General features: G+C 68.4%; 13 protein-coding genes. 4 read left to right on the top strand and 9 right to left on the bottom strand.

The window, feature by feature from the left end; translation table 11 throughout:
• Window position 1: 1 nt before the first annotated feature.
• Complete coding sequence (locus QZT59_RS13975) at window positions 2-1,903, bottom strand: 2-oxoacid:acceptor oxidoreductase subunit alpha (RefSeq protein ID WP_290817634.1); 1,902 nt, start codon at window positions 1,901-1,903, stop codon at window positions 2-4.
• 777 nt (window positions 1,904-2,680) lie between these two features.
• On the opposite strand from QZT59_RS13975, the gene QZT59_RS13970 reads away from it, so the two are divergent.
• The gene (locus QZT59_RS13970; protein ID WP_290817631.1) at window positions 2,681-3,019 is read left to right on the top strand and encodes a hypothetical protein; all 339 of its coding nucleotides are present in this window, start codon (window positions 2,681-2,683) and stop codon (window positions 3,017-3,019) included.
• A 350-nt stretch (window positions 3,020-3,369) separates the two neighbouring features.
• Here QZT59_RS13970 and aroC read toward each other — a convergent pair whose 3' ends face one another.
• On the bottom strand, window positions 3,370-4,524 hold the full coding sequence (aroC, locus tag QZT59_RS13965) for a chorismate synthase (protein ID WP_290817628.1): 1,155 nt from the start codon (window positions 4,522-4,524) through the stop codon (window positions 3,370-3,372).
• A gap of 259 nt (window positions 4,525-4,783) precedes the next feature.
• Between aroC and QZT59_RS13960 the strand changes: the two genes are divergently transcribed.
• A complete protein-coding gene (locus QZT59_RS13960; RefSeq protein WP_290817625.1) occupies window positions 4,784-6,589 on the top strand; it encodes a VWA domain-containing protein in 1,806 nt (601 codons plus the stop codon).
• 40 nt (window positions 6,590-6,629) lie between these two features.
• Here QZT59_RS13960 and QZT59_RS13955 read toward each other — a convergent pair whose 3' ends face one another.
• The 7 genes from QZT59_RS13955 to glmU form a co-directional block, all read right to left on the bottom strand.
• On the bottom strand, window positions 6,630-7,625 hold the full coding sequence (locus QZT59_RS13955; protein ID WP_290817622.1) for an MBL fold metallo-hydrolase: 996 nt from the start codon (window positions 7,623-7,625) through the stop codon (window positions 6,630-6,632).
• 284 nt (window positions 7,626-7,909) lie between these two features.
• Window positions 7,910-9,199, bottom strand: coding sequence for a UDP-glucose 6-dehydrogenase AglM (aglM, locus tag QZT59_RS13950; protein ID WP_290817619.1), 1,290 nt, complete (start codon window positions 9,197-9,199; stop codon window positions 7,910-7,912).
• Between the two features lie 203 nt (window positions 9,200-9,402).
• Window positions 9,403-9,687 carry a type II toxin-antitoxin system VapC family toxin gene (locus tag QZT59_RS13945; protein WP_290817616.1) on the bottom strand — a complete coding sequence of 95 codons (285 nt, stop codon included), beginning with the start codon at window positions 9,685-9,687 and terminating at the stop codon, window positions 9,403-9,405.
• Window positions 9,659-9,961 (bottom strand): antitoxin VapB family protein, encoded by a 303-nt coding sequence (locus tag QZT59_RS13940; RefSeq protein ID WP_290817613.1) that lies wholly within the window; start codon window positions 9,959-9,961, stop codon window positions 9,659-9,661. The genes QZT59_RS13945 and QZT59_RS13940 overlap by 29 nt, the downstream gene beginning before the upstream one ends.
• Window positions 9,962-10,034: 73 nt before the next feature.
• Window positions 10,035-10,772 (bottom strand): UTP--glucose-1-phosphate uridylyltransferase AglF, encoded by a 738-nt coding sequence (aglF, locus tag QZT59_RS13935; RefSeq protein ID WP_290817610.1) that lies wholly within the window; start codon window positions 10,770-10,772, stop codon window positions 10,035-10,037.
• A 406-nt stretch (window positions 10,773-11,178) separates the two neighbouring features.
• Window positions 11,179-12,660, bottom strand: coding sequence for a phosphopentomutase/phosphoglucosamine mutase (locus QZT59_RS13930; RefSeq protein WP_394348661.1), 1,482 nt, complete (start codon window positions 12,658-12,660; stop codon window positions 11,179-11,181).
• A gap of 175 nt (window positions 12,661-12,835) precedes the next feature.
• Entirely contained in the window at window positions 12,836-14,029 is a 1,194-nt protein-coding gene (gene glmU / locus QZT59_RS13925) for a bifunctional sugar-1-phosphate nucleotidylyltransferase/acetyltransferase (RefSeq protein WP_290817607.1), read from the bottom strand.
• A gap of 143 nt (window positions 14,030-14,172) precedes the next feature.
• Between glmU and QZT59_RS19235 the strand changes: the two genes are divergently transcribed.
• Complete coding sequence (locus QZT59_RS19235) at window positions 14,173-14,397, top strand: antitoxin VapB family protein (RefSeq protein ID WP_394348660.1); 225 nt, start codon at window positions 14,173-14,175, stop codon at window positions 14,395-14,397.
• On the top strand, window positions 14,397-14,783 hold the full coding sequence (locus tag QZT59_RS13920; protein ID WP_290817604.1) for a PIN domain-containing protein: 387 nt from the start codon (window positions 14,397-14,399) through the stop codon (window positions 14,781-14,783). The genes QZT59_RS19235 and QZT59_RS13920 overlap by 1 nt, the downstream gene beginning before the upstream one ends.
• The last annotated feature ends 173 nt before the right edge of the window (window positions 14,784-14,956 follow it).

Here is a 14,956-nt window from a genome sequence, read left to right as displayed (position 1 = left end):
GTCAGTCACCTGCAGCGGGTTCGATCCGCACCTGTGCGGCGGGTTCGACCTCGCCGCCCTCGAGGTTGATCTCGTAGCCCTCGACGATCTCGGCGGGTTCGAACGGGTTGCCGTTGTACTTCAGCAGGCTGGTGAGCTTGTCGCCGTAGCGACCGAGCTCCTTCTGGATCAGCCCGCGGAACTGTGCGGTGGCGTTCATCTCGACGACCATCGCCTCGTCGACGCTCTCGATGAACTCGACCAGTTCGGCCTCGGGGAACGGCATCATGTCCGAGACGCCGACCCCCCTCACGGAGTGGCCCGCGTCGTTCAGGCGCTCGACGGCCTCGCGTACGGCGCCCTGGGTGGACCCCCAGGTGATGATGCCGTAGTCTGCTTCCTCGGGACCGAAGTAGGTCTGGTTCGTCTCGCCCTCATCGAGGTCCTCGCGGATGTGCTCGAGTTTCTCCAGCCGGCGGTCCATCTGGAAGACCCGGTTGTCCGGATCCTCGCTGATGTGGCCGACCGGGCTGTGCTCGTTACCCGTGGCGAGGTACCGCCCGCCCTTCTGCCCCGGCAGCGAGCGCGGGCTGACCCCGCGCTCATTGTCGTCGTAGCCGAACCGCTCGAACTTGCCGGAGGCGTCGTGGGCGGCCTCTTTCAGCTCTTCCTCCGTGAGCGTCGAGCCCAGGTCGGGCGCGGGTTCGCGGTCGAAGAACTCGACGTCGACGTTCGTGTTCTCGCCCGAGAGCTTCTGATCGTAGATGAGGATCGTCGGGATCTGGTAGTCGTAGGCGATCTCGAACGCGAGGCGGGTCTGTTCGTAGGCTTCCTCGACGTTGCCCGGCGCGAAGACGACCCGCGAGGAGTCGCCCTGGCTCGTGTAGAGGACGAACTCCAGGTCGCCCTGTTCGGGTTTGGTCGGCATCCCCGTCGAGGGGCCGGCGCGCATCGACTCCAGCAGGACGAGCGGCGTCTCGGTCATCTCCGCCAGCCCGAGCGGTTCGGACATCAGCGCGAAGCCGCCGCCGGACGAGCCGGACATCGCCTTCGCGCCGGCGTGGCTCGCGCCGAGGGCGAGCGCCGCCGCCGCGATCTCGTCTTCGACCTGCTCGGCGAGCCCGCCCATGTCGGGGAAGTTCTGGCTGAGGATCGTGAACACGTCCGTCCACGGCGTCATCGGGTAGCCGGCGATGAACCGGCAACCGGCGTCGATGGCGGCGTAGGCGATCGCGTTCGACCCCGACAGGAGCGCCTGCTCGGTCTCGTGCTCGCCGGTCGGCACCTGGAGGTCGTGTGTCTGGTCGAACTCCGACTCGACCATCTCGTGAGCGTCGTGGAGGATCTCCAGGTTCGCCTCGAGGACCTCGCCGGACATCGCGTCCTCCATCAGATCCTCGATGTGGGCCAGGTCCATCCCGATCAGCGCCGCGGTGACGCCGACGCCGGCCGTGTTTCGCATGACCTCGCGACCGTGTTCCTTGGCGAGCGCGCGGAGGTCGACGGGGTAGACGTGCCAGCCGTTCTCCTCGGCGCGAGCCTCGAGGTCGAGGTCGGCGACGTCCTCCTCGCTGAGCAGGCCCTCGTCGTAGACGATGATCCCGCCCTCCCGGAGGTCGTCCAGGTTCTCCGAGAGCGGCTTGATCTCCTCGTTTCCGTAGTAGGCCTCCTCCTTCGGGTTCCGGGCGAAGGAATCGCCCAGCGCGAGGAGGAAGTTGTAGCCGTCGCCGCGCGATCGTACCGCCCGGTCCGACGCCCGGATCTCCACGTACGTGTGGCCACCGCGGATCCTGGACGGATAGTGGCGGTGAGTGAACACGTGCAGTCCCGAGCGCATCAGCGCCTTCGCGAAGTTCTGGCTCGTCGAGTCGATCCCGTCGCCGGATCCACCCGCGATTCGCCAGATGAGTTCGTCGTTGCTCATAGTTTAAAGAGTGGCTATGTTAACGCGCCGTACGAGAATTTTGCGATACTGCGCCTAAAGCCTTTGCTATCGGTTAGCATGCAATTATCGTGAAGGATCTCGATTTATCATCCCGATTGAGGGAGGGATCCCGTATCGCACCGATCGGTGGAGTGAAACGAAACGCCCGTCAGCGTCTCGCTCGAGCCGACCGGAGACTGGGCCCCGACGGCTACGGGAGGCGTTCACCCGCCCGTTTGTCGTCCCCCCGCCACCACCCCGGAGTGACATCCGCCGGGCGGAACATCGATCAGACGGGCGGAACATCGATTCGCCGAACGGAACATCGATCAGACGGGCGGAACGTCACGTCCACCAGGACGCCCACGAGAACGCTTCGGACGCCCGAATCGTGGAAACGCGCAGGGCCGGTCGGCGATTCCCGCTGCGATCGCCCGTCCCTTGCGAGCCCCGAAAAGAGCGAAGTCGACGAAGCCGCCGGTCTCCCCTTCAACGAGTGGTTGAAGCGGATCTGGCGAGGGTTGCGGTCCGTCAGCCGGGCACCGATTGCCGCGGTGCCGTGCGCCCCGTTGACAGTGTCGGAACCGGTGAGAGTCACCATCGCTGAAATCTCACCTCGCGCTTCGATAAAACCTCTCGGACCCGCTGAGGCGCTCGTAAAACGTCCGTAAAATGATGTCCGGGAGGGCGAAAATCGACGCTCATCGTGAGCTATCACAAATTGGAACGAAGCGACTCCGGTTTATATACACCCTCGACGGGAACGATCGGACGACGATGAAGCACGCGACACCGTCACCCTCCGACACCCGCGAATCGCCCTCCAAGCACGACGGTGCGGACGAACCGGGTTCGGGCGTCGCCGACGGAACGTCCGCAGTGCGGGCGGACCGCGGACGCGAAGACGACCTCGACGCGACCGAGGGGTTGCGAGGGGCACTGCCGGCGCTCCCCGAATCCACGCTCCCCCGCCCGTGGCCGGAACCGGCCCGCGATCTGACGCTCGACGTACACGGCGACCTGCGGGCGGAGACGGTCGCCGGAATCACCCCGCTTCACTCCCCGGACGAGGCGACCGACGCGGACGTCCGTCAGGCCATCGAGACCGTCGAGTGACGCGTCGAGGAACCCCGCCGAAGCCGCTCGACGGGCGGTACCCCGTCCCCGCCGACGACCGAATTCGCTCCGCGCGCTTCCGATTCGTCGCCCAATTCCGATCCTATCCGCGTTCACATCGCCGCCCAATACCGATCCCATCCGCGTCCGACTCGCCGTTCAGTTTCGACTCCCCGCCCGCCCTCGGCGTCCCGTAACTCTCCGATTCTCCTCGTCGAGGGCGTACGGTCGGTCCCCGACTCGGCCGACCGGCTCCCGAAGCGTTCGGGAACGGAGGAGTCGTCGTCGAACGGCGTCGCTCGGAAGCGAAGCCGATCGCCCGGTTTGAACCCACCGGACTCTCGAGTTCGTCACTCGCTTCGCGGGTTGCTCGGGTGGTAGTCCGTGTCGTACTCGCCCGGTCGGCCGTCCACCCGGTCGGGGTTGATCCGCCCGGCGAGCAGCATGAAGTCGACGAGCGTGAGCGCGAGCATCGCCTCGACCACGGGAACGCCCCGGGGCGGCAGCACGGGGTCGTGTCGGCCGATGACCTGGGCGTCGTCCACCACCTCGCCGGTCTCCCAGTCGACCGTCTGCTGTTCGACCGGGATCGACGTAGGCGCGTGGAGGGTCACCTGGCCGTAGATCGGTTCGCCGGAACTGATCCCGCCCTGGATACCGCCGTGGTCGTTTTCGACCGGCGTCGGATCGCCGTCGGAATCGAACTCCCAGTCGTCGTTTCGCTCCGTCCCCGCATACTCGCGCGCCTCGCGACCGAGGCCGAACTCGAACGCCGTGCTCGCGGGAATCGCCATCATCGCGCGGCCGAGCCGCGCCGAGAGGGAGTCGAACCGGGGCGCGCCGAGGCCGACGGGGACCCCGCGAGCCTCGAAGTAGATGCTGCCGCCGATAGAGTCGCCCTCGTTCTGGTAGGTCTCGATCAGTTCCTGCATCCGCTCGGCCGTCTCGGGGTGCCCACAGCGGACGTCGTTCTCCTCGCTGTGCTCGAGCATCTCCTCGAAGCTCACCTCCGGCGCCTCGATATCGCCGATCTGGTTGACGTGAGCTTTGAGTTCGATCCCCTCGCGCGCTATCAGCTTCTTCGCGATCGCGCCGGCCGCGACCCAGTTGACCGTCTCGCGTGCGGAGGAACGACCGCCGCCGCCCCAGTTTCGCGTGCCGAACTTCGCCGAGTACGTGAAATCGCCGTGGCTCGGTCGGGGCGCGGTGATGAAGGGCTCGTACTTTCCCGACCGGGCGTCCTTGTTCCGGATGACCATCCCGATCGGCGTGCCGGTGGTGTAGCCGTCCTGGATCCCCGACTCGATCGAGACCGCGTCGGGTTCCCCGCGGCTCGTCGTGATCATCGACTGGCCGGGTTTCCGTCGGTCGAGGTCCGCCTGGATGTCCTCCTCGGAGAGTTCGAGGCCGGCGGGACAGCCGGAGACGGTACACCCCATCGCCGCCCCGTGGCTCTCGCCGAACGTGGTCACCTGAAAGAGTCGACCGATGCGGTTGCCGTTCATTACCACGGTTTCTGGGTCGCGCACACTTAGCGGTGAGGTTTCGGGCGAGCGTGGCGTCCCCGAGTCGGTGACGTGGGCAAATCGGTGGCGTTCCCGAGTCGGTGACGTGCGCGGATCGGCGACGTCCCCGAGTCGGTGACGTGCGCGGATCGGCGACGTCCGCGAGTCGGAGTCACCACGCCTCGCCCGACGGCGGACGCTGAAACGCGTATTTGAGCTTGGAATACCGTTTACCCGTCCGACGAGAGTGTTTGTACCGATGACGCCCTCCAGACGACACTTCCTGACGGTTTCGGCCGGTGCGACGCTCCTCGCCGGCTGCACGAGCGTCCCGCGACCCGACCGATCGAGCGACGACGAACTCGTCGACGACTGGCAGTACGAACCGGACGGGGACGACGGCGGCTCGTTCGCACCCCCCGTCCAATTCGGCGGCACCGACGGAGCGGTCGACGAGGACGTCGCGGACGTCGCGGACGACGCGGCGATGGCGGCCGAGAGCGACGAAGCGATCGGCCTCGCGGCCGGCGGCGCCGCCGACGTCTCTACGTTCCGGCGGAACGTCGCCGAGGGGTACCTTCCCATCCCCGAGACGATCGCCTACGAGGGGTTGTTCCACGAGTACTACTTCGACACCGGCGGCGACGGGTCCTGCGACTCGCTGTTCTGTCCGACCTACACGCCCGCCACGTCGCCCGATCCGCTCTCCGGTGACCGCGAGCGGTACCTCTCCGTGGGACTCGACTCCGGACTCGCCCAGTCCGAATTCGAGCGCCCGCCGCTGAACCTCGTGGTCGTCCTCGACGTCTCCGGGTCCATGAGTGCCAGCTTCGACGACTACTATTACGGCCAGTACGGCGGTCGATACTACTACGACGAGCACGGCAACAAGCAGGAGCTCGAGGAGGAGAACGACCGGCCGAAGATGGAGGTCGCGAAGGAAGCCCTCGTCACGCTGACCCGTCACCTACGACCCGAAGATCGACTCGGGATCGTCCTGTTCGAGAGCGAAGCCCACGTCGCCAAGCCGCTCCGGGCGGTCGAGACGACCGACATGGACGCCATCCGCGGACACATCCGGGAGGACGTGCAGGCGGGCGGCGGCACGAACATCTCGGCGGCGATGGCGGCCGCCGAGGACCTGGTCGACGAGTACGACGACCTCCGCCAGGACGAGTACGAGACCCGTTCGATCATGCTCACCGACGCCCAGATCAACTGGGGCGAGACCGACGCCGACGAGCTCCGCTCCAGCCTCGAGGCGAACGCCGAGTCGGACCACCACACCTCGGTGGTCGGCATCGGCGTCGACTTCAACGCGGACCTGATCGACCAGCTCACGTCCGTCAAGGGCGCGAACTACTACAGCGTCTACACCGAGTCCGAGTTCGAACGCCGGATGGACGAGCAGTTCGAGTACATGGTCACGCCGCTGGTGTACGACCTCTCGCTGGAACTGCACGCCGAGGATGCCGAGATCGTCCGGGTGTACGGGTCGGGCGCGGACGATTCGGCGGACGGGGAGCTCATGCACGTCCACACCCTCTTCCCGTCGCCCCGCGAGGACGGCGAGGCGAAAGGTGGGGTCGTGCTCGTGCAGGTGGACGCGGCCGCCGCCGAAGACCTGGAGCTCGAAGCCAGCTGGGAGACGCGGTACGGCGAGTCCGAGTCGTCGACGGAGACCGTCTCGTTCCCGCCCGGCGACGAAGTGTACGGAAACGACGCCGTTCGCAAAGCCACGCTCCTCGCTCGCTACGGCGACCTCCTGAAGCGGTGGTCGGTCCACGAGCGCGCGGCCGCCGGGGAGGACGCGGCCCGGGACGAGATCGACCCCGCCGACCGGGACGTCGACGCGGACGACCCGATCGAGCCCCCGGTAACGGAGACGGCGAGCGAGTGGGAGCTCCAGTCGCACCCGCTCTCGGTTTCGGAACCCTACGACGAGCGGTTCCGGGCCCTCAGAAAACACCTCGCGGACGAGATGGACGCGGTCGGCGACGAGACGCTCACCCGAGAAGTGGAGCTGATCGACGACATCCTCGAAACCGCCGAAGGTCTCGAGTAGCGCTCGATCCTCCCGCCACTCGACGACGGTCGTCGAACGGTTACGACGACCGCCGGTAGTACCGGACGCCGTCCTCCATCGACTTCTCGACCGCCCCGTCGGATTCGAGCGTCCCGAGCGCACCCAGCGTGTCCAGCAGCTGGATCGGGTGACGCTGGTGGCCGACTCGCTCGGTCGTGATCGCGAGCGGCGTGGCCGGACCGACCGCGTCGACCCCGGCCCGTGTCTCGGCCACGAGCCGGTCGAGTTCGTTCCGGGTCCACTCGACGACGCCGCTCACGTCGGCGAACACCGGGCCGTGGCCGGGGAGCGCGAGCCCGGCATCGGACTCGCCGAGCCGATCGAGCCCGTCGCGGAATGCGTCGACGGCCTCGTACGCCCCGCGGTCGAGGCCGACGTGGAGGAGGCCGGGGCGAAAACTCTCGATGAGCGCGTCGCCGGAGAACAGGAGTCGCCGGCCGTCCACGGTCGTCTCCAGGCAGGTGTGATAGCACTGGTGACCGGGCGCGTGGATCGCCTCGAACCGTCGATCGCCGACGTCCACGGGGCCGGAACCGGCGATCGGCGTCGTCTCGTCGGGCGCCACGAGTCCGCGGTTCCGCCGGAGCGACTCGACGGCCCGCTCGACCGCCTCCGACAGCTCCTCGCCCGTCAATCCCGCACCGCGGCCGACCTCGCGGGCGCTCGCCTCGAGCGCCGCCTCGTCGCGCCGAAGCTGGTCGAGCTCCTCGCCGGCCGCGTGAATCTCGGCACCGGCGCCGCGCAGCGCGGGAACCAGTCCGACGTGGTCGACGTGGGGGTGTGTGAGGACCACGTGTTCGATATCGTCGAGGGCGAGGCCGACCGCGGCGAGTTGCTCCTCGAGCGCCGCTTCGGCGTCGTCACCAGGCGGGCCGGCGTCGACGAGGATCGGCTGCGGACCGTCCAGCAGGTACGCGGCGACGCGGCGGGGCGGCCACGGGACGTCGAACTCGAGGCGGTGAACCGACGCGGGGGTCTCGACGGCGGCCGGTTCCGCCGGTGACTCGGCGGGCATGAATCCTCGGTAGTCGACCGCCGGATAAAAGTGTACTACTACCGGCCGCATTCGCGAATCCCTGGAAGAATGAGGACCAGGAATGCGTATCGATGGAAACCGGCGGTCGCGACCGAAGGCCCCGGGAGATACCTGCCGGCGAGGGCGTCGCATCGAGTACCCGCCAGTGAGGGCGTCGCATCGAGTACCCGCCAGTGAGGGCGTCGCATTGAGTACCCGCCGGCGAGGGCGTCGCATCGAGTACCCGCCAGTGAGGGCATCGCACCGACTGCCCGCCGGTGAGGCTACCAGGTGAGCCCCTCGTAGACGTCGAACGCGCCGCGATCGACGTCGACTCGTCGGCCGTCGACGAGGACCTTCCTCGCCATCTTCTCGACCGGAAGGTCGTCGAACGCCGGCCAGTCGGTGGCGACCACCGCGCACTCGGCGCCGTCGAGTGCGGCCGCTGGGGAGTCCGCGTACTCGATCTCCGGGTACTGCTCGCGGACGTTGTCGATCGCGACCGGGTCGTAGGCCACGACCGTCGCACCCCGGTCGCACAGCTCGTCGATCACTTCCAGGGCTCGCGACTTCCGGACGTCGTCGGTGTGGGGCTTGAACGAGAGGCCGAGGACGGCGACCCGCGCCCCCTCGAGAGCGACGTGGTCGCCGAGCAGCGAGACCAGTCGCCGCGGCTGGGCGTCGTTGACCTCGACGACCGCGTCCAGCAGGGCGGGATCGTACCCCTGTTCGCGCGCACCCGCTCGGAGCGCGTTCACGTCCTTCGGGAAGCACGAACCGCCCCAGCCGAGTCCCGAGCGCATGAACCGCTCCGAGATCCGGTCGTCGAGGCCGACGGCCTCGAGCACCTCGTACGCGTCGGCGTCGTACGCCTTGGCCACGTTGCCGAGCTCGTTGACGAGCGATATCTTCGCGGCCAGGAACGCGTTGTTCGCGTACTTGATGAGTTCGGCCGAGCGGACGTCGGTCTCGACGTAGTCCGTGCCCTCGCGTTCGAGGATCGGCGCGTAGAGGTCCCGGAGGAGGCCGGCCGCCGACTCGCTCGTGGCGCCCACGACCACCTTGTCGGGCTCGCGGAAGTCCGCGACGGCGCTGCCCATCCGGAGGAACTCCGGATTCATCGCCAGCTCGAGACCGTCGCCCACGGGCGTGCCGGCGCGCTCGGCGACGATCTCGCCGACGACGTCCGCCGTCGTTCCCGGGAGTACCGTGCTCTTGACGACGACGAGGTGATCGTCGGATTTCCCGGCGAGAGCGTCCCCCAGGGACTCGCTCGCGGCACGCATGGGGGCGAGGTCGAGACTCCCGTCGTCGGCCTGCGGCGTCGGCAGACAGAGCAGCGTGAGGTCGGTCTCCCGGACGGCGTCGTAGTCGGTCGTCGCGCGGAGTCGGTTCCCGGCGTGTTCGTCGATCAGTTCGGCGAGGCCAGGTTCGTGGATGGGGGGCCGGCCGGCTTCGATCGACGCCACGATGTCCTCGTCGATGTCGATGTTGACGACGTCGTGCCCGAGGTCCGCGAGGCAGGCGGCCACGGTGGTGCCGACGTAGCCGCTGCCGACGATGGAGACGTGCATGGGAGAGCGGACGACGCGGGGGGGTTTGTCGCTTTTGGGTCTGCACCGCGTTCGTCGTCGCCAGAGTTCGATACGGATACGTTCCTCGCAATTATCGACGACGGTCGAAGCCGCGACTCGCCTCGTCAGTATCCCGTCCAATCGACGACGTCGATGCCGTCGATCCGGTCGAAGTGACTCGCGTTCGCCGTCAGGACCGGCGATTATTCGACTCTCGCCGTAGCCCCGATGTAGACGTCGTGGAGATCGTGCGATGGAGCGCCACGCCGCTCGAGCGAAGAAATCACCTCGGCGGCGGCGACGGCAACCGGACGCGACACGGCGAGGACATCGAATCGGGCGAGCGATCGATCGAGCGCCTCCGACGCGCGGCGGCGATCGTCTTCGGCCTCGCATCGTTCGTTGACGCCGCGGCGTACCTCGGTGACCGTAACCACACTGACCGCGTGCCGTCCCTCGTCATCGAGTTTTACGGCGCGCCGCGTCACCTCCCTCGTGCCCCGATCGACGTCGACGAGAACTGACGTACCACAGAGTTCCATCGTCCATTCGCGAGAGGGGGCCGCGACTCATCCGCTCGGTCTCCGAGGAGACCTCGTCCTGCGTCTCGAGATCGAGCGCTCCCGTGCCGACCACGTCGTCGATTCGGTCCCCGGATTCCAGTCGATCCTCGATCTCCTCGCCGAAGCTACGGTCGCCTTTTTCGCGCTTGAGGTGCTCGTAAACGTCGTCGGAGATGGCGATGTTCTTGCTACCCCGCACGTACGGGCACCCATACGCAAAAGTCTCGTCGGCGTCAGGACACCGCAATACCGGATGAACCGGAGTACGGACGCTATTCCGCCGGCTGGACCGCCTCGGCTTCCTCGCGAATCCGCTCCTCGGCGCGGTCACGATCCTCGGGGTAGCCGACGTCGATCCGCCAGCCGTCCATCCGGAGGGCGTCGATCGTGCGACCGGACTGGATCAGCAGGTCGATCGCGTCCGGAAGCTCGTACTCGCCGCGGGCGGAGGGCTGGACGAGGTGACAGGCGTGGAAGATCGCCGGCGTGAACGTGTAGAAACCGGTCATCACGAGGTTCGACGGCGGGTCGTCGGGCTTTTCCATGACCTCGACCACTTCGCCGTACTCGTTGGTGTCGAGCACCCCGTATCGCGACGCCTCGTCCCACGGGACTTCCTCGACGAGGAACGCCGCGTCGGCGCGATCTTCCTGCTGGCGGTTGAGGACGTCCCCGAGGTTGGCCCGGAAGACGTTGTCGCCCAGCATGAGGACGAAATCGTCGTCGACGTGGGGCTCCGCCTGAAGGATCGCGTGAGCCAGCCCCAGCTGCTTGCGCTGGTGGGCGTAGGTGATGGGGACGCCGCGATACTCGTCGTCGTAGCGTTCGATGATCTGCTCTTTCAGGTGGCCGACGACGACGATCAGCTCGGTCGCGCCGATCGCCAGGAGGTTGTCGAACACGTCCTCGATGATCGGCTTCCCGTTTACCTCGACCAGCGCTTTCGGCTTGTCCTCCGTGAGCGGCTCGAGGCGCGTTCCCTTCCCCGCGGCGAGCACGACGGCTTGCATACCGCTTTCCTCTCACGCCGACTGCTATATCCTTTCGGGGATCCCCTCGCCGCTAACGCGACATTGTCTCACCCGGGCCGTAACCGACGTTCCCGACAGCGAATGGTTTCCGTACCGACGACACCGGCGTCCGGTTGCCGGGGTGTGGCGTGACCCGAACTGCCGTCCCGACCCGGACTACCGATGTGCCCAGAACCGCCGTCCTGACCCGGACTACCGACGTGCCCAGAACTGCCGTCCTGACCCGGACTACCGACGTGCCCAGAACTGCCGTCCTGACCAAGACTGCAGCCGTGACCAAAACCGCCGCCCTGACCCGAACTGCCGTCCCGACCCGGACTACCGACGTGCCCCGAACTGCCGTTTCGACTCGGACCGCCTGCCTGACCGGTGCGTCCGGTCGCGTTCACGCGACGTCCGCGACGAGCTCCCCGGCCGCCTCGAACACGACGTCGGCCCGCTCCGGGTTCCGCGCCTCGGCGGTCACTCGCACCAGCGGCTGGGTCCCGCTCGCCCGGATCAGGTACCAGGCGTCGCCGAGGTCGACGCGGAGGCCGTCCCGGTCGTCGACCGCTTCGACCGAATCCGGCCCGGCACCGTCGGCGACCGCCGCGGCGACCCGATCGACGATCGCGGCCTTCTCGGCCGGTTCGACCTCGATCGACGTTCGACGGATCGGATACGACGGCACCCCGTCGACCAGTTCGGATAGCGGCCCCTCGCGGGCGACCAGCGCGGCGAGCCGGCAGGCCGCGAGCGGCCCGTCCGGACACCGCGTTTCCTCCGGCCATATCCACGCGCCGCTGGGCTCGCCGCCGAAGACGACGTCCGGCTCCGCGGCTCGGGCGGCCACGAAGCCGTCGCCGACGCGGGTTCGGGTGACGGTCGCGCCGACCTCGGCCAGCGCGTCGTCGACGGCGAGGCTGGTGTTGACGGGCGCGGCGACGGCCGGCTCGCCCCCGTCGGACGCGGCTCGGTCGCGCGCAGTTTCCTCACGTGCTTCACGCGCGGATTCCGGACCCCGGTGGGCCTCGCTCGCGTCGTCGCCGCTCGCCGCACCCGAGGCGTTGGACCTCGCCGCACCCGAGGCGTTGGACCCAACGCGCGCGGCGTCCCGTCCGAACAGCGCCAGCAACGTATCGCCGCCCACGACCGCGCCGTCCTCCGCGACCGCGAGCATCCGGTCCGCGTCGCCGTCGTGGGCGATCCCGAGATCGGCGTCCGTCGCGGCGACGAGGGTGACGAGCGTCTCGCAGTTGTCGGCGGTGGGCTCGCTCGGCCGCGCCGGGAACGCGCCGTCGGGGTCGGCGTTGAGCGTCTCCACGCGACATCCCAGCTCGCGGAGGGCGCGGGCCGTCACCACGCCGGTCCCGCTCCCGACGTCGATCACGACCGCGGGCTCCCCCGGAACGTCGACCGCACCGGCGAGGGCAGCGACGTGGCGATCCGTCGCTTCGGACCAGGATTCGTAGGAGCCGATCTCGTTCCAGGCGGCGAGTTCGTACTCCCCGCGCTCGATTCGGCGCTCGACCGCCGCGAGTCGGTCGCGGTCGAACGCCCGCCCGCTCGCCGACCACAGCTTGAGGCCGTTGTCTTCCGGCGGGTTGTGCGAGGCCGTGATCGCGATTCCCGCGTCCGCACCGCGCCACCCGACGCTCCGCGCGATCGTCGGCGTCGAGGCGACGCCCACGTCGACGACGTCCGCGCCGCACTCGCGAACGCCCGCGTGGACGGCCGACTCGAGCACCGCGCCGCTCTCGCGGACGTCCCGGCCGACCACGACGCGCGCTGCGGCCGAGCCGACGGCGCGACCGACCGACAGCGCGAGCTCGGCCGTCACGGTCTCGCCGACGGGCCCGCGGACGCCGCTCGTTCCGAACAGAGACATGCGCCACACTGCCAGCGGGGGGATGGAAAGCGTTGGGGTCTCCGGCACTCGCTGAGAGCGAGTGCGTCCCCTCGGAGCGCGTTCGGAATGGACCGACGGCGTCGAGTTGAGCCGACACCGTCAGGAGGAACGAACGGCGTCGAGCTGGGGCGACCGCGAGATCGGCCGACGACGCTTACCGGTCCCGGGTCACCGACTCGCCGGGTGCGGTCGTGGCCCCCGTGGAGAGGGAGACCCCGGCGTTGAGATTGGTGTCGATGCCGGTCTTGACGCCGTCGGCGACGACCACGCCCAGCTTCCGCCGGCCGGTGGAAACCCGCTCGCCCTTCACGGTGAGTTTCACGGGTTCGTCGTCGTGCCTGAGGTTGGCGACGACCGTTCCGGCGCCGAAGTTCGAGTCGCGTCCGAGGATCGAGTCGCCGACGTACGAGAGGTGGTTGACGGCGGCCTCGCGCATGAGGACGCTGTTCTTGATCTCGACGGCGTGACCGACGTTCGCGTCGGGACCGATCAGCGACGCGCCCCGCACGTAGGCGTTCGGACCGACGGTCGCGCCCGACCGGACGAGAACCGGCCCCTCGAGGGTGACGCCCTCGCGGACCTCGGCACCGTCCTCGACGGCGACCGGGCCTCGAAGGGTGGCGTCCTCGCTCACCTCGCCCGCGCGAGTCGGCGTGCGCTCGGCCACCTCGGCCACCTTCCATTCGTTCGCCTCGAGGAGTTCCCACGGTCGGCCGACGTCGAGCCAGCGCGAGAGCGGGACCGGGCGGACGTCGGCGCGATCGATCGTCCGCTCGAGGACGTCCGTGAGCTCGCGTTCGCCCCGTTCGCTCTCCGGCACGTCGAGCCACCGGCGAGCCTCGGCGGGGAAGCAGTACGCGCCCGCGTTGATCAGGTCCGAGGGCGGATCGGCCGGTTTCTCGACGATCCCGGAAACGGAGCCGCGATCGACGTCGAGCACGCCGTACTGGGTCGGGTCGTCGACGCGGACGCTGGCGACCGCCGGACCGTCGGCGTAGAGCTCGTCCAGCCCGGCCTGATCGAAGAGGGCGTCGCCGTTGAGCACCGCGAACGGCTCGTCCTCGAGGAGGTGCGCGCCGGCGCGCACGGCGTCGGCGGTGCCGGCCCGTTCCTCCTGGACGGCGTACTCCACCGGGACGCCCCGGTACTCGCGCCCGAAGTACTCCCGGAGGGGGTCGGACTCGTAGCCGACAACGAGCACGATCCGATCGGCGCCGGCCTCGACGGCCGCGCCGACGGTGTGAGCGACGAGCGGTCGATCTGCCACCGGCAGCATCGGCTTCGGACGACGGTCGGTCAGCGGCCGCATGCGCGTTCCCCGGCCGGCCGCGAGCACGACGGTCTGCATATCGGCCTCTGGCACCGGCGACCGACAAAGGCGTTCGGGAGCGACTCAGGACGAGCAGTCGAGTGGTGAGTTGGTGCGGTTCGCGCAGCTGCGATGGCCAAACGCGACGACAGGATATTTACACACAGCACACACAGTAACGTATGGGCAGCAAGAACATCTCGATACCGGACGACGTGTACGAAAAACTCCGGGAGGAACGCCGAGCGGACGAAAGTTTCGGCGAAGCCATCGATCGGCTGCTCGGACGGCGAGAACTGTCGGAGTTCTGGGGCGCGTGGTCCGACGATACCGCCACGAACGCTCGAGAAGCGATCGCTGAGAGTCGTCGGCGAAACGACGGCCGCCTCGAACGGCTTCGAGACTGATGACTTGCCTCGACACGGCGATCCTCATCGACGTCCTCGACGGTGCGGACGCTGCGCGGAAGCTGATGGAGGAAGTAGACGCACGGAACGAACGCCACGGCGTCTCACCCGTAACCGCCGCGGAACTCTGGATCGGATCCGATCTCGGTTCGGCCGCCGAGTACAGACGATCCGAGGACCTCCTCGAGTCGCTGCTCTGGTTCGATATCGACCGGTCGTGTGCGCGTCGCGCCGGAGAGATCCAGGCTCGACTGATCGAGGACGGTTCCCGATTCGGATTCAACGACTGTCTGATCGCTGCGACGGCGATCGAACACGGGCAAACGCTAGTGGCCGGGGATTCCGTCTTCGAACGGGTTCCGAACCTTCGCGTGCGCTCGTACTGAGTCAGCCGTCGACGATACGGTCAGCCGTCGACGATCCGTGCGGCTCGCGCCAGGTCCGCCGGTTCGTTCACGTTCACCCGCTCGCCCCCGAGTTCCGCGACGTCGACGCGCTCGCCCCGCTCGATCAGTCGCGTGATCGCGTCCGCCAGCTCGTACTCGCCGGTGTGGGCGGG

Origin of the sequence: Halovivax sp. (assembly GCA_007119345.1) — an archaeon.
Classification (GTDB): Archaea; Halobacteriota; Halobacteria; order Halobacteriales; family Natrialbaceae; genus Halovivax.
This window is presented reverse-complemented; position numbering and strand designations above follow the sequence as displayed.